22 protein-coding genes are annotated in these 23,985 nt (G+C 65.1%); 2 read left to right on the forward strand and 20 right to left on the reverse strand.

Annotated elements, in window-relative coordinates:
• Nucleotides 1-306 precede the first annotated feature (306 nt).
• The 11 genes from BV908_RS05370 to BV908_RS05420 form a co-directional block, all read right to left on the reverse strand.
• Nucleotides 307-1,008, reverse strand: a complete 702-nt coding sequence (locus BV908_RS05370) for an ABC transporter ATP-binding protein (protein WP_103737512.1) — start codon at nt 1,006-1,008, stop codon at nt 307-309.
• Between the two features lie 11 nt (nt 1,009-1,019).
• Nucleotides 1,020-1,787 carry a high-affinity branched-chain amino acid ABC transporter ATP-binding protein LivG gene (gene livG / locus BV908_RS05375; RefSeq protein WP_015913961.1) on the reverse strand — a complete coding sequence of 256 codons (768 nt, stop codon included), beginning with the start codon at nt 1,785-1,787 and terminating at the stop codon, nt 1,020-1,022.
• On the reverse strand, nt 1,784-3,025 hold the full coding sequence (locus BV908_RS05380) for a high-affinity branched-chain amino acid ABC transporter permease LivM (protein ID WP_103737444.1): 1,242 nt from the start codon (nt 3,023-3,025) through the stop codon (nt 1,784-1,786). The genes livG and BV908_RS05380 overlap by 4 nt, the downstream gene beginning before the upstream one ends.
• The gene (gene livH / locus BV908_RS05385; protein WP_011806375.1) at nt 3,025-3,951 is read right to left on the reverse strand and encodes a high-affinity branched-chain amino acid ABC transporter permease LivH; all 927 of its coding nucleotides are present in this window, start codon (nt 3,949-3,951) and stop codon (nt 3,025-3,027) included. The genes BV908_RS05380 and livH overlap by 1 nt, the downstream gene beginning before the upstream one ends.
• A 101-nt stretch (nt 3,952-4,052) precedes the next feature.
• Complete coding sequence (locus BV908_RS05390; RefSeq protein ID WP_011806374.1) at nt 4,053-5,174, reverse strand: branched-chain amino acid ABC transporter substrate-binding protein; 1,122 nt, start codon at nt 5,172-5,174, stop codon at nt 4,053-4,055.
• Between the two features lie 362 nt (nt 5,175-5,536).
• Nucleotides 5,537-6,205, reverse strand: coding sequence for a mechanosensitive ion channel family protein (locus BV908_RS05395; protein ID WP_103737445.1), 669 nt, complete (start codon nt 6,203-6,205; stop codon nt 5,537-5,539).
• Nucleotides 6,206-6,244: 39 nt separating this feature from the next.
• Complete coding sequence (locus BV908_RS05400) at nt 6,245-7,270, reverse strand: diguanylate cyclase (RefSeq protein ID WP_103737446.1); 1,026 nt, start codon at nt 7,268-7,270, stop codon at nt 6,245-6,247.
• 73 nt (nt 7,271-7,343) lie between these two features.
• Entirely contained in the window at nt 7,344-8,891 is a 1,548-nt protein-coding gene (gene lysS / locus BV908_RS05405; protein WP_011806371.1) for a lysine--tRNA ligase, read from the reverse strand.
• A 35-nt stretch (nt 8,892-8,926) separates the two neighbouring features.
• Entirely contained in the window at nt 8,927-10,078 is a 1,152-nt protein-coding gene (locus tag BV908_RS05410) for a hypothetical protein (RefSeq protein WP_246867447.1), read from the reverse strand.
• On the reverse strand, nt 10,075-10,947 hold the full coding sequence (locus BV908_RS05415) for a glycosyltransferase (RefSeq protein ID WP_103737447.1): 873 nt from the start codon (nt 10,945-10,947) through the stop codon (nt 10,075-10,077). The genes BV908_RS05410 and BV908_RS05415 overlap by 4 nt, the downstream gene beginning before the upstream one ends.
• A complete protein-coding gene (locus BV908_RS05420; protein WP_103737448.1) occupies nt 10,941-11,936 on the reverse strand; it encodes a glycosyltransferase family 4 protein in 996 nt (331 codons plus the stop codon). Before BV908_RS05420 ends, BV908_RS05415 begins: the two co-directional genes overlap by 7 nt.
• On the opposite strand from BV908_RS05420, the gene BV908_RS05425 reads away from it, so the two are divergent.
• Nucleotides 11,907-12,671, forward strand: coding sequence for a methyltransferase domain-containing protein (locus tag BV908_RS05425; RefSeq protein WP_246867448.1), 765 nt, complete (start codon nt 11,907-11,909; stop codon nt 12,669-12,671). The two genes, BV908_RS05420 and BV908_RS05425, sit on opposite strands and share 30 nt — an antisense overlap.
• Nucleotides 12,672-12,674: 3 nt before the next feature.
• Here the strand turns inward: BV908_RS05425 and BV908_RS05430 are convergent, their stop codons facing one another.
• The 3 genes from BV908_RS05430 to BV908_RS05440 are packed head-to-tail and all read right to left on the reverse strand — an operon-like array spanning nt 12,675 to nt 15,742.
• Nucleotides 12,675-13,988 carry an exopolysaccharide biosynthesis polyprenyl glycosylphosphotransferase gene (locus tag BV908_RS05430; protein ID WP_047350760.1) on the reverse strand — a complete coding sequence of 438 codons (1,314 nt, stop codon included), beginning with the start codon at nt 13,986-13,988 and terminating at the stop codon, nt 12,675-12,677.
• Nucleotides 13,985-15,088, reverse strand: a complete 1,104-nt coding sequence (locus tag BV908_RS05435; protein WP_103737450.1) for a glycosyltransferase family 4 protein — start codon at nt 15,086-15,088, stop codon at nt 13,985-13,987. Before BV908_RS05435 ends, BV908_RS05430 begins: the two co-directional genes overlap by 4 nt.
• Nucleotides 15,089-15,094: 6 nt before the next feature.
• Nucleotides 15,095-15,742: an LON peptidase substrate-binding domain-containing protein gene (locus BV908_RS05440; protein ID WP_103737451.1), complete on the reverse strand. Its 648-nt coding sequence runs from the start codon at nt 15,740-15,742 to the stop codon at nt 15,095-15,097.
• An 85-nt stretch (nt 15,743-15,827) separates the two neighbouring features.
• Between BV908_RS05440 and BV908_RS05445 the strand changes: the two genes are divergently transcribed.
• Nucleotides 15,828-16,376 (forward strand): YggT family protein, encoded by a 549-nt coding sequence (locus BV908_RS05445; RefSeq protein WP_011806363.1) that lies wholly within the window; start codon nt 15,828-15,830, stop codon nt 16,374-16,376.
• Between the two features lie 78 nt (nt 16,377-16,454).
• Here BV908_RS05445 and accD read toward each other — a convergent pair whose 3' ends face one another.
• The 6 genes from accD to BV908_RS05475 all read right to left on the reverse strand — a co-directional run bounded on the left by accD (nt 16,455) and on the right by BV908_RS05475 (nt 23,755).
• Entirely contained in the window at nt 16,455-17,327 is an 873-nt protein-coding gene (accD, locus tag BV908_RS05450) for an acetyl-CoA carboxylase, carboxyltransferase subunit beta (protein ID WP_088886263.1), read from the reverse strand.
• Between the two features lie 60 nt (nt 17,328-17,387).
• A complete protein-coding gene (gene trpA / locus BV908_RS05455; RefSeq protein ID WP_088886264.1) occupies nt 17,388-18,197 on the reverse strand; it encodes a tryptophan synthase subunit alpha in 810 nt (269 codons plus the stop codon).
• Nucleotides 18,194-19,462, reverse strand: coding sequence for a tryptophan synthase subunit beta (trpB, locus tag BV908_RS05460; protein WP_103737452.1), 1,269 nt, complete (start codon nt 19,460-19,462; stop codon nt 18,194-18,196). The genes trpA and trpB overlap by 4 nt, the downstream gene beginning before the upstream one ends.
• Entirely contained in the window at nt 19,463-20,206 is a 744-nt protein-coding gene (locus tag BV908_RS05465) for a phosphoribosylanthranilate isomerase (RefSeq protein WP_103737453.1), read from the reverse strand.
• Nucleotides 20,203-21,027, reverse strand: coding sequence for a tRNA pseudouridine(38-40) synthase TruA (gene truA, locus BV908_RS05470; protein WP_103737454.1), 825 nt, complete (start codon nt 21,025-21,027; stop codon nt 20,203-20,205). Before truA ends, BV908_RS05465 begins: the two co-directional genes overlap by 4 nt.
• A gap of 70 nt (nt 21,028-21,097) precedes the next feature.
• Nucleotides 21,098-23,755, reverse strand: coding sequence for a FimV/HubP family polar landmark protein (locus tag BV908_RS05475; protein WP_103737455.1), 2,658 nt, complete (start codon nt 23,753-23,755; stop codon nt 21,098-21,100).
• Between the last annotated feature and the right edge of the window lie 230 nt (nt 23,756-23,985).

Consider the following 23,985-nt stretch of genomic DNA (forward strand, 5'->3'; position numbering starts at 1 on the left):
GGCGGACAGCGAGAGTGAGAAAAAAAGTAATACAGCCAGTTTGCAGTGGGTTAGGTAGTGCGAATGCATGACTGGTTCACTCTGGCATATTCAGCCCTGATCATTAATTTTGATCTGTTGATTTCGACGCAATCCTGCCCCTCCGATTTCTGTTCAATTTTGACCCCATCTATCTGTTGGAGTGTAGTCGTGCCATGTGGCTGTGGATAAGTTTACTTCCCGTTAATGTCATGCTGAACAGCCTCGCGAATCCAGGGGCGGTTCGGAGCGGCTTGATTCAGGCGGTGAAAATGACCGCGCCGCCGGTCAAGCCCCCAGATACGCCTTGCGCACGTCCGCATTGGTCAGCAGCGCGGCGCCTGTGTCTTCCAGCACCACGCGGCCGTTTTCCAGCACGTAGCCGCGGTCGGCAATCTGCAGGGCGCGGTTGGCGTTCTGTTCCACCAGGAACACGGTGACGCCCTGGGCGCGGATGGCCTGGATGATCTCGAAGATCTGCGCAATGATCAGCGGCGCCAGGCCCAGCGTGGGCTCGTCCAGCAGCAGCAGGCGGGGCTTGCTCATCAGCGCGCGGCCGATGGCCAGCATCTGCTGCTCGCCACCCGACATGGTGCCGGCACGCTGCGCTGCGCGGTCCTTCAGGCGCGGAAACAGCTTGAACACGTGTTCCATGCCCTCCTCAATGGCAGCGCCGTCCTGGAAGAAGCCACCCATCTTCAGGTTCTCGACCACGGTCAGGTTCGAGAAGATGCGGCGTCCCTCGGGCGAGACGGCGATGCCCTTGCGCATGATGAGGTGCGTGGGTTGCTGGGTGATGTCCTCGCCCTCGAAGCGCACGGTGCCACCGCTGGCGCGCGGCGTGCCGCACAGGGTCATGAGCAGCGAGGTCTTGCCCGCGCCATTGGAGCCGATCAGCGAGACGATTTCGCCCTGGTTCACGTGCAGGCTCACGCCATTCACGGCGCAGATCGCGCCGTAGTGCGTGGACAGGTTTTCTACTTGCAGCATGGGCTGGGCCATCACGCTTCCCCCAGATAGGCCTTGATGACCCGTTCGTCGTTGCGGATGGCGTCGGGCGTGCCCATGGCGATGGGCTTGCCGTATTCCATGACCAGGATGCGCTCGGAAACGCCCATCACCAGCCCCATGTCGTGCTCGATGAGCAGCACCGTCACGCCGTACTGGCGGCGCAGTTGATCGATCAGCGCCTGCAGGTCCTTCTTCTCCTGCGGATTCAGGCCCGCGGCGGGCTCGTCCAGCATGAGCAGGCGCGGCTTGGTGATCATGCAGCGCGCGATCTCCAGGCGGCGCTGGTGCCCGTAGGCCAGGTTGCCGGCCTCGCGGTTCACGAACTCGCGCAGGCCCATGACGTCCAGCCAGTGCATGGCTTGATCGATCTTCTCGGCCTCGCTCCGGCGGTAGCGTGCGGTATTGAACAGGCCGGCCAGCAGCGGTGCCTGCGACTGGTGGTGCTGGGCCACCAGCAGGTTCTCCAGCACCGTCATGCCCTTGAACAGGCGCACGTTCTGGAACGTGCGCACCACGCCCTGACGCGCGACCTGGTGGCTGGTGTAGCCCGCGATGGCCTGGCCCTGCAGCGCGATCTGGCCGCTGCTGGGCTGGTAGAAGCCGCTGATGCAATTGAACACCGTGGTCTTGCCCGCACCGTTGGGGCCGATGATGGCAAACACCTCCTGCGGTTTCACGTCGAAGGCCACATGGTCCACCGCCAGCAGGCCGCCGAAGCGCATGCACAGGTCCTTGACCTCAAGCAGGGGGGCGCTCATGCGGGCACCTCCACATGGTGGCGTTTCATGGGCAGCAGGCCCTGCGGGCGCCACACCATCATCAGGATCATGACCAGGCCGAAGATCAGCATGCGGTACTCGGAGAATTCGCGTGCCAGTTCGGGCAACACGGTGAGGATGATGGCCGCCACGATCACGCCCAGCTGCGAGCCCATGCCGCCCAGCACCACGATGGCCAGGATCAGCGCAGACTCGATGAAGGTGAACGACTCGGGGTTCACGATGCCCTGGCGCGCCGCGAAGAACGCGCCGCCGAAGCCCGCGAACATGGCGCCCAGCGTGAAGGCCGAGAGCTTGATCTTCATGGGGTTCAGGCCCAGCGACCGGCAGGCGATCTCGTCCTCGCGCAGTGCCTCCCAGGCGCGGCCGATGGGCATGCGGATCAGGCGGTTGCTGATGAACAGCGTGACCACCGCGAGCAGCAGCGCCATCAGGTACAGGGCGATCACCATGTGCAGCGAGTTGAACTCCATCCCGAAGAACTGGTGGAAGGTGGTGCCGCCCTCCACGGTGGGCGAGCGTGTCATCTCCAGGCCCAGCACGGACGGCTTGGGGATGCTGGAGATGCCGTCCGGTCCGCCCGTCCAGTCGGTCAGGTTGACCAGCAGCAGCCGGATGATTTCGCCAAAGCCCAGCGTCACGATGGCCAGATAGTCACCCCGCAGGCGCAGCACTGGAAAGCCCAGCACGAAGCCGAACAGCGCCGCCGCCGCGCCGGCCAGGGGAAGGGCTTCCCAGAAGCTCCAGCCGGCCCAGTGGAACAGCAGCGCATAGGTGTATGCACCCACGGCATAGAAGCCCACGAAGCCCAGGTCCAACAGGCCGGCGAAGCCCACCACGATGTTCAGGCCGAGGCCCAGCATCACGTAGATCATGGCCAGCGTGGCGATGTCCACGGCGTTGCGGCCGGCGAAGAACGGCCACGATGCCGCGATCATCAGCGCCACGAAGATCAGCACCTTGCGCTGGCCCGGCGCCGCCTGAGGCAGGCTGGGCAGCGACAGCTTGGGCAGCCGCGTACCCAGCAGCGGGCGCAGCAGTTGCACCACGAACACGGCGAGGCACCCCCACAGCAGCGTGCGCCACTCGGGCACGATGATGGTGCGCGTGCCTGCGCGCTCCAGGTGCAGCGTGAAGATGGGCAGTACCACGATGGCCGCCAGAAAGGTGGCGATCAGCGCGTTCTTGAGATGGGAAGAAAAACCGGTGGCGTGCATCAGACTTTCTCCACTTCAGGCTTGCCCAGCAGGCCCGTGGGGCGCACCAGCAGGATGAGCACCAGCAGGCCGAAGGCCACGATGTCCTTGTACTCCGACGAGATGTAGGCGGCGGCGAAGGTCTCGGCCACGCCCAGGATCACCCCGCCCAGCATGGCGCCGGGAATGGAGCCGATGCCCCCGAGGACGGCCGCCGTGAACGCCTTGATGCCGGCGATGAACCCGATGAAGGGGTTGAGCTTGCCCACGGCGAGTGCGATCAGCACGCCGCCCACGGCCGCCAGCATGGCGCCCAGGATGAAGGTGAACGAGATCACGCGGTTGGTGTCGATGCCCAGCAGGTTGGCCATGTGCATGTCCTGCGAGCAGGCGCGCGAGGCGCGGCCCATGCGCGAGTGCTGGATGTACAGCGTGAGCGCAATCATCAGCACCACCGCCACGGCGATGATGAGGATGCGCGAGTAGGGCACGTAGACCTCGAAGCCGCCTTCACTGCCAAAGCGCAGCGCGCCGGGGATCAGCGAGGGCACGGCCATGTCGCGCGCGCCCTGGCCCAGCGCCACCCAGTTCTGCAGGAAGATGGACATGCCGATGGCCGAGATCAGCGCCACCAGGCGCGGGCTGCTGCGCAGCGGCTTGTAGGCCACCTGCTCCACCACGAAGCCGTAGACGCCCGTGATGGCCACCGCTACCACCAGCATCAGGGCGATGATCGCCCACACCGGCAGGCCACTCTGCACGCCGACGGCCGACAGCGTGACCAGGCCGATGTAGGCGCCGATCATGTAGATGTCGCCATGGGCGAAGTTGATCATTCCGATGATGCCGTAGACCATCGTGTAGCCGATCGCGATCAGCGCGTAGATGGCGCCCAGCGAAAGACCATTGAACAGCTGTTGTACCAGCTGGGGTATGAGATCAGACATGCATGCCACCCCTCAACAGGAAAAGGCCCCTCCAGGGGCCGAATGCAATGGACCAAGGGTGCGTGGCTTGCGCAACGCACCCTTGGGACGGGGAGGTGGGTTTACTTGGCGGCCAGGCTCTTGCTGCCGTCCTTGTGCCACTGGAAGACCTGGAAGTCGAAGCTGTTCAGGTCGCCCTGCTTGTTCCAGGACACGGGGCCCAGCACCGTTTCGATGGTGCTCTTGTGCAGGTGGTCGGCCACCTTGGCAGGGTTGTCACCCACGGCCTTGATGCTGTCCAGCAGTGCCTGGGTGGCGGCGAACGAGGTCAGCTGGAAGGCGCCGGACGCATTGCGCTTCTTGTCCTTGAAGGCGGCCACGACGGCAGCGTTCTTGGGGTTGGCAGCGAAGTCGGCCGGCAGCGTCACCAGCATGCCTTCCACGGCGTTACCGGCAATGGCGTTCACCTCAGGGTTGCCCACGCCCTCGGGGCCCATCATGCGCACCTTCAGGCCTTGCTCGCCGGCCTGGCGCAGCAGCAGGCCCATCTCGGGGTGGTAGCCGCCGTAGTACACGAAGTCCACGCCAGCGCTCTTGAGCTTGGTGATGACGGCGGAGTAGTCGCTGTCGCCGGCGTTGATGCCTTCGAACAGCGCCACGGTGATGCCGGCCTTCTTCAGGTCGTCACGCACGGAGGAGGCGATGCCCTGGCCATAGGACTGCTTGTCGTGCAGCACGGCGACCTTCTTGGGCTTGGCCTTTTCGGCGATGAACTTGGCAGCGGCAGGGCCTTGTTGGTCGTCACGGCCGATGGTGCGGAAGATGAAGTGGTAGTTCTTGCCGTCGGTGAGCGCCGGGGAGGTGGCCGACGGGGTGATGACGACCACGCCCTCGTTGTTGTAGATGGGAGCGGCAGCGATGGAGGCACCCGAGCACACCGGGCCGATCACGTAGCCGATCTTGGCATTCACCACACGGTTGGCGGCCACGGGGCCTTGCTTGGGTTCGCAGGCATCGTCGATGGAGACCAACTCGATCTTCTTGCCGCCCACGCCGCCAGCGGCGTTGGCCATCTCGACGGCCGTTGTCACGCCTTCCTTGACCATGTCACCGTACTGCGTCAGCGGGCCAGTGGTGGGCATCACCATGGCGATCTTGACTTGCGCATGCGCGGTGGAGAACAAAGCGGCACCGGCCAGACCCAGTGCGGCAACGACGGTGTGCATGCGGAACGGAATGCTCATAGGACTCTTTCAACTTTGGGTAAAGCGGTCTGAAAAATCAACAGGCCCCGGTGGGAGCCTGAGACGTAGGCCGCAAAGATTAACGGGATGTGTGGCGTTGGCAACAGGGTAACCGGGGGTGGCCCTGCCGGAAGGTTTTTGCTAGGGCTGTTGCCGAAAGACGGGCAGCGTTGTCCGCGGGGCTTACGGCGGACTGACATGCGCGGGGGCGATAGGGTTTTGCCCGTCACCCGGGGCGCAGTGACCGCGCTGTGCGGCCGTGGGGTGCCCGAATATATGTCAAAAAGGCCTGCAGCGCCCGCCCATCAAGCGCAGACAGCTATATTTTGATGAGCATCAACCCCGTCGAGGTACTTGGGCCATCAAGGAAAGCTCGCCGGCTTGGGCGCGGGCGTGCTGGCGGGCTCGCGAGCGGTGGCGGCGCAGGCGGCGGAATCCGGAGCAGGATGTAGCCGTGACTCCGGCACCGGCGTGCCGGCACGCCAGCGGCGCACCACGCGCTGGAAGATCAGTGTGTTGGGAATCTGCAGCAGCGTGCCAGGCTCGGGGGCGGTGGCGTCCTCCAGCGTGGTGTAAAGCAAGTTGATGTCCATCACGCGGCCCAGGGCGCCGGGCTTGTCGGCGGTGTCCAGCAGTTCGATGTGGTCTCCCACGCGGAACGGGCCGACGGTGAAGATCAGAAAGGCGCAAAACAGATTGGACAGCACGCTCCATGCCGCGAAGAACGCCACCGCGCCCACTGTGGCGAAGCCGGTGAAGGCCGTCCACAGCACGGCCGCTGACACCCCCAGGCGCTCCAGTACCAGCAGGCCGGCGCTGCCCAGGATGAGCCAGCGCACCACGGCGTTGATGGGTATGAGCAGTTCGTGCGGGAACTGGTAGTGGTCGCTGGCCCGCATGATGATGCGCAGCAGCAGGCGCTGCAGCAGCAGCGCGGCCAGGACGATGAGCACAATCTGCACACCGGGCACGATGATGTCGAGCCAGTCGTGCATCCAGAGGGGGAGGGCGGTTTTCAGTCGCGGCAGCATGTCGGGGGAACGAACGGGTGGGCCAACGTCGGATGCGGCTCAGATCTGCCGCTGCTCGATGGTGTCCATCTGCATCTCGAAGCTGAAGAAGCGGTCCCGGCCCTGGGCCTTGGCGGCGTACAGGGCCTCGTCGGCGCGCATGAGCATGGTCTCGGCGCTGGTACCGTCGTCGGGCACGCACGTGGTAATGCCACCCGACAGCGTGAGCGTTTCGCCGTTGGGCGAGCCCGGATGGGCGATGGCGCGGGCCTTCAACAGCTTGCCCAGCGCGCGCGCGAACGTCATGGCGCCCGAGCGCGGCGTGTTGGGCAGGATGAGTGCAAATTCTTCGCCGCCATAGCGCGAGGCCACGTCGCGCGGGCGCATGCAGACGTCGTGCAGCACGCGGCCGACCTCCTTCAGGCAGGCATCGCCCTGCACATGGCCCAGGGTGTCGTTGTATCTCTTGAAATGGTCCAGGTCGCACAGCATCAGCGTGAGCGGCACTCCGTCGCGCCGCGCGGCGAGGATCTCGCTGTGCAGGATGCGGTCGAAGCCGCGGCGGTTGACCAGCCCCGTGAGCGGGTCCATCTCCACCATCTCGTTGAGGTGCTGGTTGGCCACGTGCAGCTCTTCGGTCAGTTCCACGAGGCGCCTGCGCATGTCGCGCAGCCGGCGCATGGCGCGCAGCTTGGCGGCCAGAACGATCGGCTTGACGGGCTTGACGAGATAGTCGTCTCCGCCGGCTTCGATGCCGCGCCACACATCCAGGTCGCCATCCAGCCCCGAGAGGAAGATGATGGGCGTCCAGCCGCCGGGTTCTGCCTCGCGCATGCGCTGGGCCACCCAGTAGCCGTCGTTGCCGCCAGGCAGGTGTATGTCCAGCAGCACCAGGTCGGGACGCCGCAGCTTGAACAGCTGTAGCGCCGCGTCGGCCGAGGCGGCCTCCAGTACTTCCGACACCCCCACATGGCGCAGCTCGCCTGCCAGTGTGGCGCGCACGGACGCCTGGTCCTCCACCAGCAGCACGCTGAAGGGCTCAAGCAGGAACTGCGGAAATGCGTTGGCGCTGGCAGGAGGGCTCATGAGGTGGCGCAGTGGAGGCCGCTGGTGCGGCGGGATGTCAGCGTGGCCACGTGCGGCCACGCATGCCCACGGGTCAGTGCTCGCGCCGCAGGGCCGGGAACAGGATCACGTCACGGATGCTCGGGCTGTCGGTGAGCAGCATCATCAGCCGGTCGATGCCGATGCCGCAACCACCTGTGGGCGGCATGCCGTATTCCAGCGCACGTACGAAGTCGTGGTCGAAGAACATGGCCTCGTCATCGCCCGCGTCCTTGGCAGCCACCTGCGCATGAAAGCGGGCGGCCTGGTCTTCGGCGTCGTTCAGCTCCGAGAAGCCATTGCCGAACTCGCGGCCGGTGATGTAGAGCTCGAAGCGCTCCGTCACCTCGGGGCGCAGGTCGTTGGCGCGCGCCAGAGGGCTGATCTCGGTCGGGTGCTCCATGATGAAGGTCGGCTGCCAGAGCTTGTCCTCCACCTCTTCCTCGAAGTAGAGCACCTGCAGGCTGGCGAGGGTCCGGGTGGACAGGCGGTCCTTCTCCTCGGTCATGCCCAGTTTCTTGAGCGCGCTGATGAGCCAGGCGGCATCGTCCACATGTGCGCCGGCCTCGGTGTGCTGGTAGATGGCCTCGCGGATCGTGAGGCGCTGGAAGGGCTGGGCCAGATCCACCGCGCGGCCACCGTAGGTGAGCTGCAGCGTGCCCGTGGCCTTGAGTGCGGCATCGCGCACCAGCGCCTCGGTGAAATCCATCAGATCGCGGTAGTTCCAGTAGGCCGCATAAAACTCCATCATCGTGAACTCGGGGTTGTGGCGCACCGAGATGCCTTCGTTGCGGAAGTTGCGGTTGATCTCGAACACGCGCTCGAAGCCGCCGACGATCAGGCGCTTGAGGTACAGCTCGGGCGCGATGCGCAGGAACATCTCCTGCTCCAACGCATTGTGGTGGGTGACGAAGGGCTTGGCGTTGGCGCCGCCGGGAATGGGGTGCAGCATGGGCGTTTCCACCTCCAGGAAGCCGTGCTCCATCATGAAAGAGCGGATGCTGCCCACAGCCTTGCTGCGCGCGACGAAGCGGCGGCGCGCGGCCTCGTCGGTCATCAGGTCCACGTAGCGCTGGCGGTACTTGACCTCCTGGTCGGCCACACCGTGGAACTTGTCGGGCATGGGGCGCAGGCTCTTGGTGAGCAGGCGCAGGCGCGACACCTTGACCGATAGCTCGCCGGTCTTGGTCTTCATCAGCGTGCCTTCGGCACCCAGGATGTCGCCGAGGTCCCAGCGCTTGAAGTCGGAATAGGCTTCCTCGCCAATGGCGTCGCGTGTCACGTAGAGCTGGATGCGCCCGCCGGTGTCACCCAGCGATCCATCCTGCAGGGTCGCGAAGCTGGCCTTACCCATGACGCGCTTGAGCATCATGCGGCCGGCCACGCTCACCGTGATCGCCTGCGCTTCGAGCGCTTCTCCATCCAATGTGCCGTACTGCTGCTGCAGCACTGCGGCATGGTGCTGGGGCTTGTAGTCGTTGGGAAATGCCACGCCTTGACCCTGGGCCTGGTTCTCGCGCAGAGCCTTGAGCTTTTCACGGCGTTCGGCGATGAGTTGGTTTTCGTCCTGGGGGGCTGGTGCAGGAGTGGCTTCAGTGGACATGGCGGAGTGCTGGCTGGAACTTGGGCAGAAACCCTCTATTTTGCCATCCAGGCCGACAGCATCAGCAGCCCAGCGGTGCAAAGGCCGGCGAGCCACCACAGGTGCACCTGCGGCGTCCAACCCATGGGGGCGAGCAGCACCATTATCTGCATGATATTGAAACCTATGGTCAGCAATGAGTAGCGGCGCGCCAGTCCCTGCTGGAAGGGCCGATGGCTCAGTGCCGCGAAGATGCATGCGCTACCCTGCCACAGCATGATGGGCAGGATATAGGGCAGCAGGCCCTGCCATGTAGGCGCCAGCAGCGTGGTCTGCAGTACGGCGGCGCTCCCCAGACCGATCAGCCCTGTGACCAGGGCAGCTCCCATTCCTACGCCCAGCGACTTCAAGCGTGAGGGTCGCGCTTGTGCCAGCAGCACTTGTGACCATGCCGCGTGCACGATGGCGGGCATTAAGCCGAACAGCCGTAGCAGCACTGCCAGATAGCTGGCGTCCGCCGTGCCATGCTGCCGCTGCCAGGCCAACACCAGAGCTACGCCGGCCACGGCATCCATTACCGCGTGCGCCATGCGCAAGAGAGCGCTCCGGCCGTCGGATTGCCTTGCTGCGGATTGAGGTGGACGGTCAGTGCGGCTACCGTGAAGCAACCAGAGCGCCCCCACTGCATAGCCGCACGCCGCCGCGGCCAGTAGGCCGGTGGCGTTGTCAGCGTTCCCACGCACACCCAGCCCGGCGGCCAGCGCCAGCGCCAGCAAGGGGGGGACTACGCGTACGCAGGCGGCGGACATCGGTGATGCCGTGCGCAATACCCAGGGCTGGGCCAGGTACCAGCCCATTTGCAACAGCGCTAGCAGCCCGGCCCAGGCCACCACGGTGGCCAAAGGGAGGACGGGACTCGACCACCATAGGGCTGTGGCCACCAGGGGCAGCAGCAGTATCCAGCGCAGCAGGCTGGCGCGCAGAGCAGCACGTAGCGCCCGCTGTGGGGGCAGGTGTGCGTCGGCAAGGAACTGAAGTGGGCTTTGTGCCAGTGCCAGCGTGACCCAGAAAAACGCCACTTGTGCTACGACGGCGAAGTGGCCTGCCGCCGTGGGCGTGAAGAAGTGGAGCATGGCCGCACCCATGAGCGCTTGTGCGATCAGCGCGATCAGGCTGGCTCCGGCCATCAGCAGCGAGGTGTGGTTCACGGGCACAGCCCCAGGCGGCGCCAGAGTGCCAGTCGTTCAAGTACGCGCGGCCATGCCAGTGTGGATACATCAGGCACCACGCAGCCAGCGATGTCTGGTATGGGCAGGTAGGCAAAGCGCGCTCCGTGCCGCGCTTCAAAGGCCCGCACCCAGTCGTAGTCGGTGCTGACCACTGGCAAACCTGCCGCGCAGTATTCGATGAGTTTGGTGGACGTCTGTTGGCTGTACGGCAATTGGTCAGGAACCAGGTTCAGTCCGTAGCGCGCGCGGCGCAGCAGGGTGGATACCTGACCGTGCGGAACGCGACCCGTGACGTGCCCCAAGGTGTGCAGTGTTTTACGCAGATCGACAGGCGGCTCGCCAATCAGCAGAGTGCGCTGGCCTGCCTGTTGTAGTGCGGTCAAGAGTGGCACAAACTGCCGCAGGCGTTGCATGTCCCCCAGATAGACTCCGTCGAACTCGGGCGCAGCCCGTCTCGCACACGTGGCAAGAAAGGACGGCTCCACGCCCATGTCACGGAACTCGTACGGCACGCCGTCGGAAAATCCCAGCCGATCGCGCACCCAGGTATTCTGGAAAAGGCGGTACTGCGGCACGGGCTGCAGGGCGCGCTTGGCCCGGTCCTTGACCTTAGGCCAGGGCGGTACTGAAGCCGATGCGTATTCATGGATGTGAAAGGCATGGCTGAGCCGCCGCGCCGCGTCGTGCGGCACGCGGCCGCACATCCACCAGCAGATGACCGCATCTGCAGGCACGCTCGCAGGGCGGGAATGCACCTGCGCGCTGTGCCCCAGCGCCGCAAGGAAGTCGCCATATGCCGCCAGTTCGGGCAGGTAAGCGCTGCCGGGGTGAATGAAGTGGATCAGCACGCCGCCTCCTGCAGCACGCGTTGCCAGTTATGCGAAAAGCGCTCAGGACTGTAGCGGCGCAGCACCTGGGCCATGTCGTGCGCCAGCTGTTCGGGTGGCATGGCGCACACGGTTTGCACGGCGCGAGCGAGCGCAGCCGCGCTGCAGTCGTGGGCCAGCGCATAGGGCATGTCTGGCCCCAACATTTCGCGCAGCGCGGGGATAGGCAGGCCTACGCAGGGCCTGCCAGCGGCCAGCGATTCCAGCGCTGCCATGGGGCAGCCTTCGTAGAGCGATGCGAGCACGGTAACTTGCCATGGGGCGTACACCGAGGCCTGTACGAGGTGAAAAGGGCGCAACTCCAGCCGGCCGACTTGCTGCAGGTCAGCACCGGCTGCACACAGCGCCGGTTGTGAAGGGCCATCGCCTACCATGCAAAGCCGATAAGTAGTCGGCAGCAAGCGCAGCATCTGCACCAGCAATTCGGGCTGCTTCTCCGGCGCAAGCCTGCCCACGAAACCCAGGTATTGCGGTGACGCGCCCATTGGCGCGGGCTGCCAATCAGGATGGGCGTTAGGAATCACCTCCAGGCGTTGCCCTGCCGCTGCACCGCCCGTGAATTCAAGGAACGAGTCGCGTGTGTGGGCTGAGACGAACACCACCCAGCGTAGTCGGCGATACAGCCAGCGCAGCCAGGCGCGTTTGGCAGCACTGGCATGGGCGTGCTCCAGCACCTCCTGCGTGGGGCCGTGAAGCCATGCCACCACGGGCCGGCGCAGCAGCATGCCCAGCAGCCAGGCTGCATAGGACGGCAGAAAGCCGTTCGTGGCTACGATGATGTCGGCCCGCCAAACGGCACGCAGTAGCGCTCCGATGTGCGTATTGCGCAGGGCCAAGGCGACCGGTATCTGGCCTGCGCACCGCAGTGCATTCGCCAGCGTCTGTGTGGCGGTGTGAATACCGCCAACGGCCATGTCTTCTTGCAACAACAGGATGTAGCGCGTGTGCATTCTGGTGGAGGGCGCGCCAATAATCGCACGATGCCACACATTGAAACCTATTTGCTGGGCGAGGCTTTCAGCGACGATTTGCCTTTCAGGCCGGGGATTATCGGACATGCCCAGCCACGCGGTGATTTGCTGGCCGGCTGGGTCGCGCAGCAGTGCGTGCTGCATGTGGGCTTTGCCGACCATGCACCACTGATTGCACGTCGCGCCTCCGACGGCAGTTGGTTGCACGCGCTTCTCAGCCGCAACGCACGGATTTGCCATGGTATCGACATCAACGCCACCGCTGTGGACACGGCGCGCAGCCTGGGTTTTGACCACGTGCAGCAGCTCGACGTGTTCGCTCCCGAGGCCCCGCAGGTGCTGGCCCGGTGTGCGCCCGACATGGTGCTGGTGCCTGATGTAATTGAACATCTGCCTGACCCCGCCGCGTTCCTGCGTCGGCTGGCGCAGTGCCTGCCAGAGGCGGAGTTCGTCGTCAGTGTGCCCAATGCGTTGTCCCTGCGCAATGCGCTTCACGGCGTGTGCGGGGTGGAGCATGTCAACACCGACCATCGGGCGTGGTTTTCACCCTTCACACTACTGAAGGTGCTGGCGGATGCAGGGCTAGTGGGCGCCGAACTGCACAGCTGCCAGGTGGCGGCGCCGGGGACGATGAAGGGGCGCCTGTTGCATCGGCTGGCAGTGCGCAGGCCGTTGTGGGCGGATGTGCTGGTTGCGCGAGTGAAGGCACGTTGACAACTAGCGCGCTCCGAAACCTGTGAGCACCGTGCGCACCGTCTTGTAGGCAATGAGCAGATCCAGAGCCATGGAGCAGTGCGTCACGTAATACAGGTCATAGCTCAGCTTGATAGCGGTCTGCTCGGCGCTATCGGTATAGCCATGCTGCACCTGCGCCCAGCCCGTGAGACCGGGGCGCATCAAGTGGCGGTAGGGGTAGGCGGGCATGGCTGCGGCAAAGTGGTGCGCGAACTCTGCCTGCTCGGGACGGGGGCCGATGAGGCTCATTTCTCCGCGCAGTACGTTCCAGAGCTGGGGTAGTTCATCGAGCCGCGTGCGGCGGATGAAGCGGCCAACTGACGTGATACGGTCGTCCTGCTGTTTGGCGAACTGAACGATGTGGCTGGCAGGCTCGTGACGCATGCTGCGCAGCTTCCATATGCGGAAGCTGCGTCCGTGGCGACCCATGCGCTGCTGCGAGTACAACATGGGGCCGGGTGAATCTAACTTCACTGCCAGCCCCGTGGCCATACACAGCGGAACCCATAGCGGCATCGTGATGAGGGTCAGGCCCAAGTCCAGCATGCGCTTGGCGATGTCGTAAGCAGGGTAATTGGTCAGTTGCCATAGATCTTGCTCGCCCAGCGTCCCGGTGATTTTGCGGCCCGACAGCATTTCCGCTGCCGCTTCTGCGCTGTAGAGAGGGATGCGCTGGAGTTTGAGCTCGCTGATCCATTGTTGGCGTTGCGGGTCGGGATCAGCCAGCCGGTCTAGCACCACACCGTCCACGGCTACGCGCTGTTTTCGCGCTGGTAGTCCGGCCACCCAGCTGGTCAGGCGCAGTCGGTCATCGCCTTGCTCCTGCGGGCGCAGCATTTGGCGCAGGACGTAGGGTAAGTCGGCATCCACGTAGGCCAGGTGCAGCGTACGACGGGTCCCCCACAGCGCATGCCCGCACAGCAGCCAAGCCAAGGCCAGCATGTAGGCCATCAATACGGCGCCGCGCGAATAGGGCGCTTGCAGCAGTGCAAAGCCCAACGGGGTGAGCAGAAAGGCCACCGTGATCACCACCAGCAAAAAGCCACCCTGCTCCCGCGGCGGTAGATGGGCACCCTGGTGCAGCCAGCGTGTTGCCAACAGGTAGGACACCGCACACCACAGCACGGTGGCGGGGAACAGCGGTGTGACCCAGCCTGCGTGTTGCATCTTGTGCGCTATGGCGTAACCCAGCGCTTGAGGCAACAGGCCGAGCAGGCTCCACCACAACAGCGCGCCATCACGCCGTGCCGGGTCGGGTTCGGCGCAGGGTCGGGAGGTGACAACAGGCTGGGTCATGCACGGACTTGGGTGTAGATGGCGAGTATGGCCGACGCCATGCGTTCCGGGGCATGATGTTCTTCGTAATGGCGGCGGGCCATTCGGCCCATTTGCTCGCGCAGCGCGGGGCTGCGGATTAGGCGCTCCATGGCTTGAGCGATGGCCTCCACGTCATTGGACACCAGGAATCCGTATTGTTCGGAGGGGAGCAATTCCGCCATCCCAGGCAGTCGACTGACCACGACGGGCAGCCCCGCCCGCATGGCTTCGATCACGGAGATGGGAAGACCTTCGTGGTCAGACAGCAACACGAAAAGGTGGTGATGCGCGAGGCGCTGGGGCACATCATCCACGTCGCCCACGAAACTCACTTGAAATAAGCCCAACCCGGATGCCAGCGCCTGCAAGGCCGTGCGATCCGGGCCATCGCCAATGATGCTAGCCGCTACCTCATGCCCCAGGCCATCGCGCAGCCGGACCAGGGCATGCAGGAGCAGGTCGGGGCGCTTGGGTGCGGCCAGCCGGGCTACCATGGCGACGCGCACGGGTTCCAGCCCAGGCTGAGCGCGTTGGCTATTGTTTTCTATGGCATTGGGTACGACGGTCAGCCGGTTAGCGCGAATCGGCAAACCTCGGGCAAGTTGTCGCTCGTGCTGCGATACACACACCATGTGCTCCGTCCAACGCGCCAGCAACCATTCACAGCACCACGCCACTGCGCGGCGTACCCGGGGTACTTCGGGTTTGAAAGCGAAGCCATGCACTGTGTAGATCACGGGCTTGCGGCACAGTCTGCCCGCCAGGCGTGCGACTACGCCCGATACGGCGCTGTGCGCGTGCAAGATGTCGGGTTCGTGCTCGCGGATCAGGGCGCGCAGTTGCAGTACCGAACGGAACAGATGCCAGGGCGCCAGCGAATTGCGCAGACTTGGCAGGCGGTAAATCGGCAGTCCCAGCGTGTGTAGGTCGCTTTCGAGCGGCGTGGGACCCGTGCCGCCAATGACAGCGCTGAAATGGATGCGGGAGGCCAGAGCCTGGCACAAGGTGCGCACATGGGTCTGGGCACCTCCTCGTTCGCCCTTGGTGATCACTTGCATCACCTTCAGTTTGGCCTGCATGCAACGCTAGCCAGAAATGCCGGTACGTTCCAGGATGTCACTCACCAGCTCCAGCCGCACCAGCGGATTGTCCAGTTGCATGAGCTGCTGCTTGAGTTCCAACGGAATGGGCAATAACTCGCACCAGCGATTGGCAAGCCAACCGCAGTCTTGGAGATCTGTGCGTGAGGGCTGTGCGTGTGCGGCTGGTCCCCCGGCTGCTCCTGCCGCCTGCTCGCGCAATGACGACAACACCTGCGTCAGTGTGCTAGCTGCACGCTGCAAGTCTGGGGGAACTTGGACCGGCGTGTCGCAAGGGATCTGTTCCACATTGGCGGTCCACAGCCCGTGGGGCAGCAGTTGTTGGCGCAGGACACGAAAGCGGGCGATCCCCCGGCAACGTACGTGCATCAGCCCCGCTTGCAGTTCTTCTAAATGCTCGATCATGGCCAATGTGCCGACGCTGTACAGGGTATCCGGCAGGGCTCCCGCCTGGCGCACCTCATGGCCGCGGGCCAGGGCCACGACGCCGAAGGGGGCACCCGTGCGGTGGCATTTGCGCACCATGTCCAGGTAACGCACCTCGAACACACGCAGCGGTAGAACACCACCGGGAAACAGCACGGTGGTGAGCGGAAACAGGGGCAGGGAGGTCAGCGTGAGGGGATCGGACATGGCGGCGTGCGTAGCGTCGCTATCATCCCACGTTGAACCCGTGTGCGGCGCACCGCAACGGGGTCGACCTATTTGCTAATCGGCCATGCTGTTTCAAATTCTGTCTTTTCTCCTCGACGTTGCCAGCGGCCTGCTTACCGGGGCTTGCCTGTTGCGGCTGTACATGCAGCTGCAGCGGGTGTCGTTTGCCAATCCCGTGGGCCGTCTCGTGTTTGCCCTGAGCGACTGGCTGGTGCTGCCACTGCGCAAGCTCGTTCCGTCGGCGGGGCGGTGGGATCTGTCCTGCCTTGCGGCGGCGGTGCTGCTGCAACTGGTCCAGTATCTGCTGCTGTGGCTTCTGGTGGGCGGGGGGATAGGACTGGCCTGGCTGCCGTGGATGGCGCTTTTTGGCCTGGCGCGCGTGGCCGTGTCGGGACTGATGGGCTTGCTGATCGTTTATGCCGTGCTCTCGTGGGTGCAGACGCGATCGCCCATCAGCGATGTGATCACCCGCCTGTGCGAGCCGTTGTTGCACCCCGTGCGCCGTGTTCTACCGCTACTGGGCGGGGTGGACCTGTCGCCGCTGGTGGTGCTGGTGTTGCTGCAGGTCGTGATGATCGTGCTGGGGCATCTGCAGGCCAGCGTCATGATGTAGCGACACTGTTCTCAATAAAAATAGCTGCTAGCGCCCGTCCAGCAAGCGCTAACAGCTATTGTTTTTGATGTCCGTGGTTCAGGCTACCGCGTCGGCCGGCAGGCGCTGCAGCATGGACAGGCATTGCGCCACGGTCTGGCGCAGTTCGCGGCGGTCGCAGATGAAGTCCACAGCGCCCTTGGTCTGCAGGAACTCCGCGCGCTGGAAACCCTCGGGCAATGTGACGCGCACGGTGGATTCGATCACGCGCGGGCCGGCAAAGCCGATCAGTGCCTTGGGCTCGGCGATCACGATATCCCCCACGAAGGCGAAGCCGGCCGACACGCCACCCATGGTAGGGTCGGTCAGCACGCTGATGTAGGGCAGGCCTTTCTTGGCCAAACGGGTGAGGGCCGCATTGGTCTTGGCCATCTGCATCAGGCTGAGCAGGCCTTCCTGCATGCGTGCGCCGCCCGTGGCGGTGAAGCAGATGAAGGGCACCTTCTGCTCGATGGCGGTTTCCACGCCGCGGACGAAGCGCTCGCCTACCACGGAACCCATGGAGCCGCCCATGAAATCGAATTCGAAGCAGGCCACCACGACGTTGATGCTCTTGACCGCGCCGCCCATCACGATGAGCGCGTCGGTCTCGCCGGTGTTCTCCAAGGCCTCCTTCAGGCGTTCGGGATACTTGCGGCTGTCCTTGAACTTGAGAGCGTCGACCGGCAGCACTTCCTGGCCGATCTCATAGCGTCCCTCGCCGTCCAGGAAGGCGTTGAGCCGCGCACGGGCACCGATGCGGTGGTGGTGGCCGCACTGGGGACAGACGTTTTCGTTGTGCTCCAGATCAGTCTTGTAGAGCACGTTCTCGCAGCTCGGGCACTTGATCCACAGGCCCTCGGGCATCTGGCGACGCTCGGTAGGGTCGGTCTGCTGGATTTTGGAGGGCAGGAGTTTTTCGAGCCAGGACATAGGTTTCCTCTGTTCAGATCGCGGCTGCGCGCGGGCCGTGGCCGGCGCGCAGGGCCGTCATTATGCGTCCAGCGCCTTGCGCACCCCGCGCAGAAAATCCACGGTGATACCGACCACTTTCTCATGGGGCTGGTCTTCGATGAGCTGGATGATGCGGCTGCCGATGACCACCGCATCGGCCACGCGGCCGATGGCCTGCGCGGTGGCAGCATCGCGAATGCCAAAGCCCACGCCGACGGGGACCTTCACATGCTCGCGGATGCGCGGCAGCATGGCCTCGACGGCGGCCGTGTCCAGCGCGCCGGAGCCGGTCACGCCCTTGAGCGAGACGTAGTAGACGTAGCCGCTGGCTACGCGAGCCACCTGCTGCATGCGTTCCGCCGTGGAGGTAGGCGCCAGCAGGAAGATCAGGTCGATGCCGTGGCCGCGCAGGTCGGCGGCGAACTGCTCGCACTCCTCGGGCGGGTAGTCCACGATCAGCACACCGTCCACGCCGGCTTCGCCCGCGTCGCGGGCGAAGGCGCCCTTGCCGTGGCGTTGCTCGTAGCGCTCCACCGGATTCGCGTAGCCCATCAGCACCACGGGCGTGGTGCTGTTGCGCAGGCGGAAGCTGCGCACCATCTCCAGCACCTGGGCCAGGCCCACGCCCAGTGCCAGGGCCTTCTCGCCCGCCTTCTGGATGACGGGGCCGTCGGCCATCGGGTCGGAAAAGGGCACGCCCAGTTCGATCACATCGGCGCCGGCCTCGACCATGCCGTGCATCAGGGCCGGTGTGATGTCGACGAAGGGAAAGCCTGCTGTGACGTAGGGGATGAGCGCCTTGCGGCCCTTGGACTGCAGCTCTGCAAAAGTGTCAGCGATGCGGCTCATGCGGCGGGTCCTCCCTTGACGGTCAACCCGCGCATGGAGGGACGGTCGTAGAAGTCCACGCCAGACAGGTCGGCCACGGTGCCGATGTCCTTGTCGCCGCGGCCGGACAGGTTCACGAGGATGGATTGCTGGGGCGTCATGGTCTTGGCGAGCTTGAGCGCGTAGGCCACGGCGTGGCTGGATTCCAGGGCCGGGATGATGCCCTCGGTGCGGCACAGGTAGTGAAAGGCTTCCAAAGCTTCCGTATCGGTGATGCCCACGTACTCGGCTCGCTTGATTTCCTGCAGCCAGGCGTGCTCGGGGCCCACTCCAGGGTAGTCCAGGCCGGCGCTGATGCTGTGCGTCTCCGTGATCTGGCCATTCTCATCTTGCAGGATGAAGGTGCGGTTGCCGTGCAGCACGCCACTGGAGCCGCGCTGCAGGCTGGCGGAATGCTTGCCGCTGTCCAGGCCTTCGCCTGCGGCTTCCACGCCGAACAGGCGGGTTTTCTCGAACGGGATGTAGGGGTGGAAGATGCCCATGGCATTGCTGCCACCGCCCACGCAGGCCACGACGGCGTCGGGTTGCTCGGCGGCGATCTTCTGTTCGGCCAGCATGATGGGCATCTGCGTGAGGCATTCCTTGCCGATCACGCTCTGGAAGTCACGCACCATCATGGGATAGGGGTGGGGGCCTGCCACGGTGCCGATGATGTAGAAGGTGTTGTCCACGTTGGCCACCCAGTCCCGCATGGCCTCGTTGAGCGCATCTTTCAGCGTCTTGCTGCCCGACTCGACGGGCACCACGGTGGCGCCCAGCAGCTTCATGCGGTAGACGTTGGGGCTTTGGCGCTTGACGTCCTCGGCGCCCATGTACACCACACACTCCAGGCCATAGCGCGCGCAGATGGTGGCGGTGGCCACGCCGTGCTGGCCGGCGCCGGTCTCGGCAATGATGCGCGGCTTGCCCATGCGCTTGGCGAGCATGGCCTGGCCGATCACGTTGTTGATCTTGTGTGCGCCGGTGTGGTTCAGGTCTTCGCGCTTGAGGTAGATCTGCGCGCCGCCCATCTCGCGGCTGGTGCGCGCCGCGTGGTAAACCGGTGAGGGGCGGCCCACGAAGTGCGCAAGCTCATAGTGGAATTCCTTGAGGAACTCCGGGTCGTTCTGGTAGCGCGCATAGGCTTCGCGCAGTTCGTTGATGGCGTGCGTCAGCGTCTCAGAGACGAAGCTGCCGCCATAGGGGCCAAAATGGCCCGAAGCATCGGGTTGGGTATATGCAGGCATTTACAAATAAGGAACTGGTGCCGCATCGGCCGCGCGTACGGCGGCGATGAAGCGGTCGATCTTGCCGGCGTCCTTGATCCCCTTCAGGGGCAGACCATCGGGGCCCGTGGCCTCCACGCCGGAACTGACATCAACGGCCAGCGCCCGGCAACGCGGGCGCACTTGCCGTATGCCATCGGTCACGTTTGCAGGCGTGAGTCCACCAGACAAAACGAGATGACAGTCGACGTTTGTTGGAAGGAGTGACCAATTGAATGCCTTGCCACCGCCGCCATAGCCCTCGACATGGGCGTCGAGCAGGATGGCGCGGGCGTGAGAGTGATCGTGGGCGTATTTTACGAGGTCGAACCGTGCCGCACCTTCGCCCAGGGGAATGCGCGCGGCGCGCAGGAAGGGAATGCGGCCCCCGTCGCTGGAGCGCAGGCAGTCCTCGGGCGTTTCGTCACCATGGAATTGTGCTGTAGCGCCCGGTACATCAGTGCAGGCAGCTATCACATCAGTAGCACGGGCATTCACGAACAACAGCACTGGCGTGACAAAGGGCGGCAGCCGCCGGGCCAGTTGCGCTGCGCGCTCTGGGGTGACGGCGCGCGGGCTCGCGGGATAGAGCACGAAGCCGACGGCGTCGGCACCGCTAGCGACGGCCGCGTCCACGTCCTGCTCGCGCGTGAGGCCGCAGATCTTGATGCGTGTGCGCGCGGTGGAGTGGACGGGGGTGCTCAGTGCTGCGGTCGGGCTGCTCATGGCAACCAATCATACGCAGCCGTGCGCGTCGGCAGGCCCCATTCCGCGCCGTATACCGGGCCCTGGAAGTACAGGCCATCGGGCGAAAAGGTAGGAGCAGCCGCGTCGCGCGACCGCGCCTCCAGCACCGTGCGCATCCATTCGGGCGGATACAGCCCCTGGCCGATGGCGACGATGCAGCCCATGATGTTGCGGATCATGTGGTGCAGGAACGCATTGCCTTCGAATTCAAAGCGCCAGTAGCAGGGGACACACCCGTGGGTGCCGGTGGACTCGCCCGCTGGCGGAGCCCGGCGTGTGATGTCGATGCGGTGCAATGTCTTCACCGGTGACTTGGCCTGGCAGGCCGAGGCGCGAAATGACGTGAAGTCATGCTCGCCCAGCAAATGCTGCACGGCCCTGTGCATGGCCTGCTCATCAAGGGCATGAAAGACCCAACCCACGCGCCCGGCATCGACGCTGGGGCGTACGGGCGATTGCAGCAATACGTAGGCGTAGCGTCGGGCCACGGCGCAGGCGCGGGAATGAAAGGCATCGGGAACGGGTTGCGCCCACTGCACGGCGATATCCGCCGGCAGGAAGGTGTTGGTACCGCGGACCCATGAAAACGGCGCACGCTGCAGTTCCGTATCGAAGTGCACCACCTGCATCAGCCCGTGCACGCCGGCGTCAGTACGCCCGGCACAGATCGTGTGCACCTCCTGCGTGGCAAAGCGGCCAAGGGCCGCTTCCAGACGGTCTTGCACCGTGTTGCCAGAGGGCTGACTCTGCCAGCCGTTGTACGCCTGGCCGTTGTAACTGACGCCCAGGGCCATCCTCATCGGATGCTCCTTTCGGAGGGCAATGGCACGTCAGCGCGGCACTGGCCGCGTGCCCACCGCCGCATGGACATCAGCCCAGTTCGGCGAGCAGTCGCTGGGCGCGGGCCTTCAGCTCACCAGACGATTCGGCGATGACCTCTTCCACCAGGGCCCGCGCGCCTTCGCTGTCGCCAATGGTGTTGAACTCTTCCGCCAGTGCGAGCTTGGTGGCCAGAGGGTCGTCCGGCAGCGCGTCGGCAGCGGAGGACGCTGCCTTGGCGGCGACCGAGGGTGCAACAGGAGCGGCCGCCGTGGGGGTGTCAAGGTCCAGCGACAGATCGCCGAGGTCGAACTCCAGGGATTCCGAGGTGGCGGCCTTCGCGTCGCGGCTGGTCAGGGGGGCGACGCCGGAGTCCATCAGGGACAAGTCATCGTCCAGGTTCAACGGAAGAGGCTCGCTTTGCACGTCGGGCTCTGTCGTCGCCTGCGGCGTCACCGCTGGCTCGTCCCAGGAGGCCTGGGGTAGTTCCAGGTCGCCCAGATCAAGGGACGGGACGGGCGCCTGGGCGGCCGGCACTATCGGCGCGGCTGCGGCGGTGTTGTTGGCTGCGGCCATGGCAAACGTGCTTGGCGCCGGGGCCGGGGCCGACGGTGCTTCGTGCAGATCGAGATCCAGATCCAGATCGAGGTCTGGCAGCACAGAGTCCGGTCCGCCCGTGGGTGCGGCGGGAGCAGTTGCTGCGCCCAGCGTGCTTGCAAAGGCCGCGGTCGATGCAGCGGCCGCTGTGGCGCTGGCGGCAACGGCAGGACGGCCACCGGGCTGGTACAGCGGATTTTCGGGGTCGAGCGTACGGCCCAGGTCGGACACGCGGGTCCAGTCGGGCCCCTGACCGTTGGTGAGCCTGAACACGTCGTTGGCGACGGACTCCAGCGCCTTGCGGTCCTGGCGCTTGGCATAAATCTCGGCCAGTTTGGCGGGGATGGAGACGCGCTCTGGATGGTGGCGCAGGGCCTCCTTGAGAATTTCCTCCGCCTGCAGGTCACGGCCGTAGGCGAGGTAGACGTCGGCTTCCGCCACCGGATCCACATCGCCACCGGCATCCAGTTGGCTGGGCGAATAGGTCATGGACGAGGAGCCGGTCGTGAGTTCGCTGTTGGCCGTGTCCACACGCTGGCCGCCACTGGCGCCGAAGAAAGAATCCGGCTGCAGGCTGCTTTCCGAGAACGAACTGTCCAGGGCACCCTGGTTGCGGCGGCTTTGGACCACGCGGTAGCCGCCATAGCCCAGCAACGCAAGTACGAGCGCCAGTGCGCCTCCTGCCAGCAGTGGGTCCTCCGTGAGGGCATCCAGGAAGCTGGGCTCTTCGTAGGGAACGGGCTGGGGGGCTGGACGCGGGGCCACGGCGGCGGGAGCGGGTGCTGCGGCAGAGGCCTGAGATGCTGCTTCGGCGGGAACAGCCGCCTCGGCGGCAGAGGCCTCGGGCGCTGGTGCGGCAGCTTCTGCCGTGGCGGTGCTCATGTCGGCGCTTGCAGCCGCGGTAGCGGGCGCGGGCAGCCCCCCGGCGGCGGGTACTGCCACCGCCGGCTGGCTGGCAGGGGCGGAAGGCGCCGTGGCTCCTGGCGCAACTGCGCCAGCGCCGGCTGGCGCGGAGGCGCCGCTGAGCTGGTTCAGGTCCGAGATGTTCTTGGACAGCTCCGCCATGCGGGCGCTGTTCTGTTCGGCCTGCTTGTCGCGGGCCATCTGCTCCTCGGTCTTCTGGGCCTGAACGCTGCCTTTGGAGAGAGTGAGCTTATCGGGGCCGGCAGCGGCGGGCTTGCTCTCGTCCACCTGGGTCTGCACAGTGCCGCGCGCGGAGCGCTCTGCGGCCGCAACCTCGGCCTTGGGAGCTGTCGCAGCCATGCGGCGGCGGAATTCATTGAAATCGCGGCTTTGCGCGGCGACGATCTTGCGAGCTTCGGTGGCGTCCGTGGCTTGCGCCTCCGTTTCGCTAGGCATCTGCAGCACTGCGCCGGAACGCAGACGATTCACATTGCTGTTGACGAACGCGTCCGGATTGGCGCGCATCATTGCTACCAGCATCTGGTCCAGCGAGACGCCAGCGGGGCGATGGGCTTCCGCGATGCGGCCGGCCGTATCCCCGGGGCGCACGCGAATCTCGTCAACGCCAGCGGACGCGGGTGGCTCTGCGGGGGTGGGACGGCCGGCAACGGCGGGTGCGGGAGGGGCTGCTGGGCGTGCGACAGGCGCGGGCGCCGCGGTGGTGGCGGGGGTGCGCGGCGCAGTTGCCGCGGCACGGGGTGACGTTACCTGAGGTGCGGCGGTCACCGCCGCCTGCGGGCGGCTCGCCGGTGGGTCGAACAGCATCGTGTAGCTACGCACGATATGACCGGAACTCCAGGTCGCATCGATAACCAAATCCACGAAGGGATCGTTGACCGGGCGGGTACTGCTCAAGCGCAGCACCATGGAGCCATTCGTGCGGCGGTGCAGTTGCACTTGCACGCTGTGCGCAGCGGGGGAATATTCCATGCCCTGGCTGCGGAAAACTTCAGGACTGGCGGTACTCACGCGCAGCGATTCGGCCTCGGCAGCAGTGATCTGGGGCAGTTCGACTTCCGCACGCAGGGGCTCGCCAAGCGCCGACTGGACATTCACGCGGCCCAGGGCGAGAGCACTTGCATCGGTGGTGTAAAGACCAGCCGAGAGGATGGCCGCGGTGGCCAGGACAGAAAATTTCCAGCGATGCATGTGTGCGACGAATGAAGAGATGGATGGTGCCGAGGGGGCGGTATTTTTCTGGTCGTGATCGAGCCGCCCAGGCGCGTGAAAATATGTAAAAAGCACCATAGCATCAATGTTTTGCACTGACAAGCTGAGGTGTCGCGCCACGTTTTATACGGTGCGGGAAGAGGCCGGGACGGCCTTATTCCTGTTGGTAATGGACAACGATCGGTAACGGGCCGTATCAATCTATGACC

The sequence above is a fragment of the Diaphorobacter sp. LR2014-1 genome (assembly GCF_002916785.1).
GTDB lineage: Bacteria > Pseudomonadota > Gammaproteobacteria > Burkholderiales > Burkholderiaceae_C > Diaphorobacter > Diaphorobacter nitroreducens.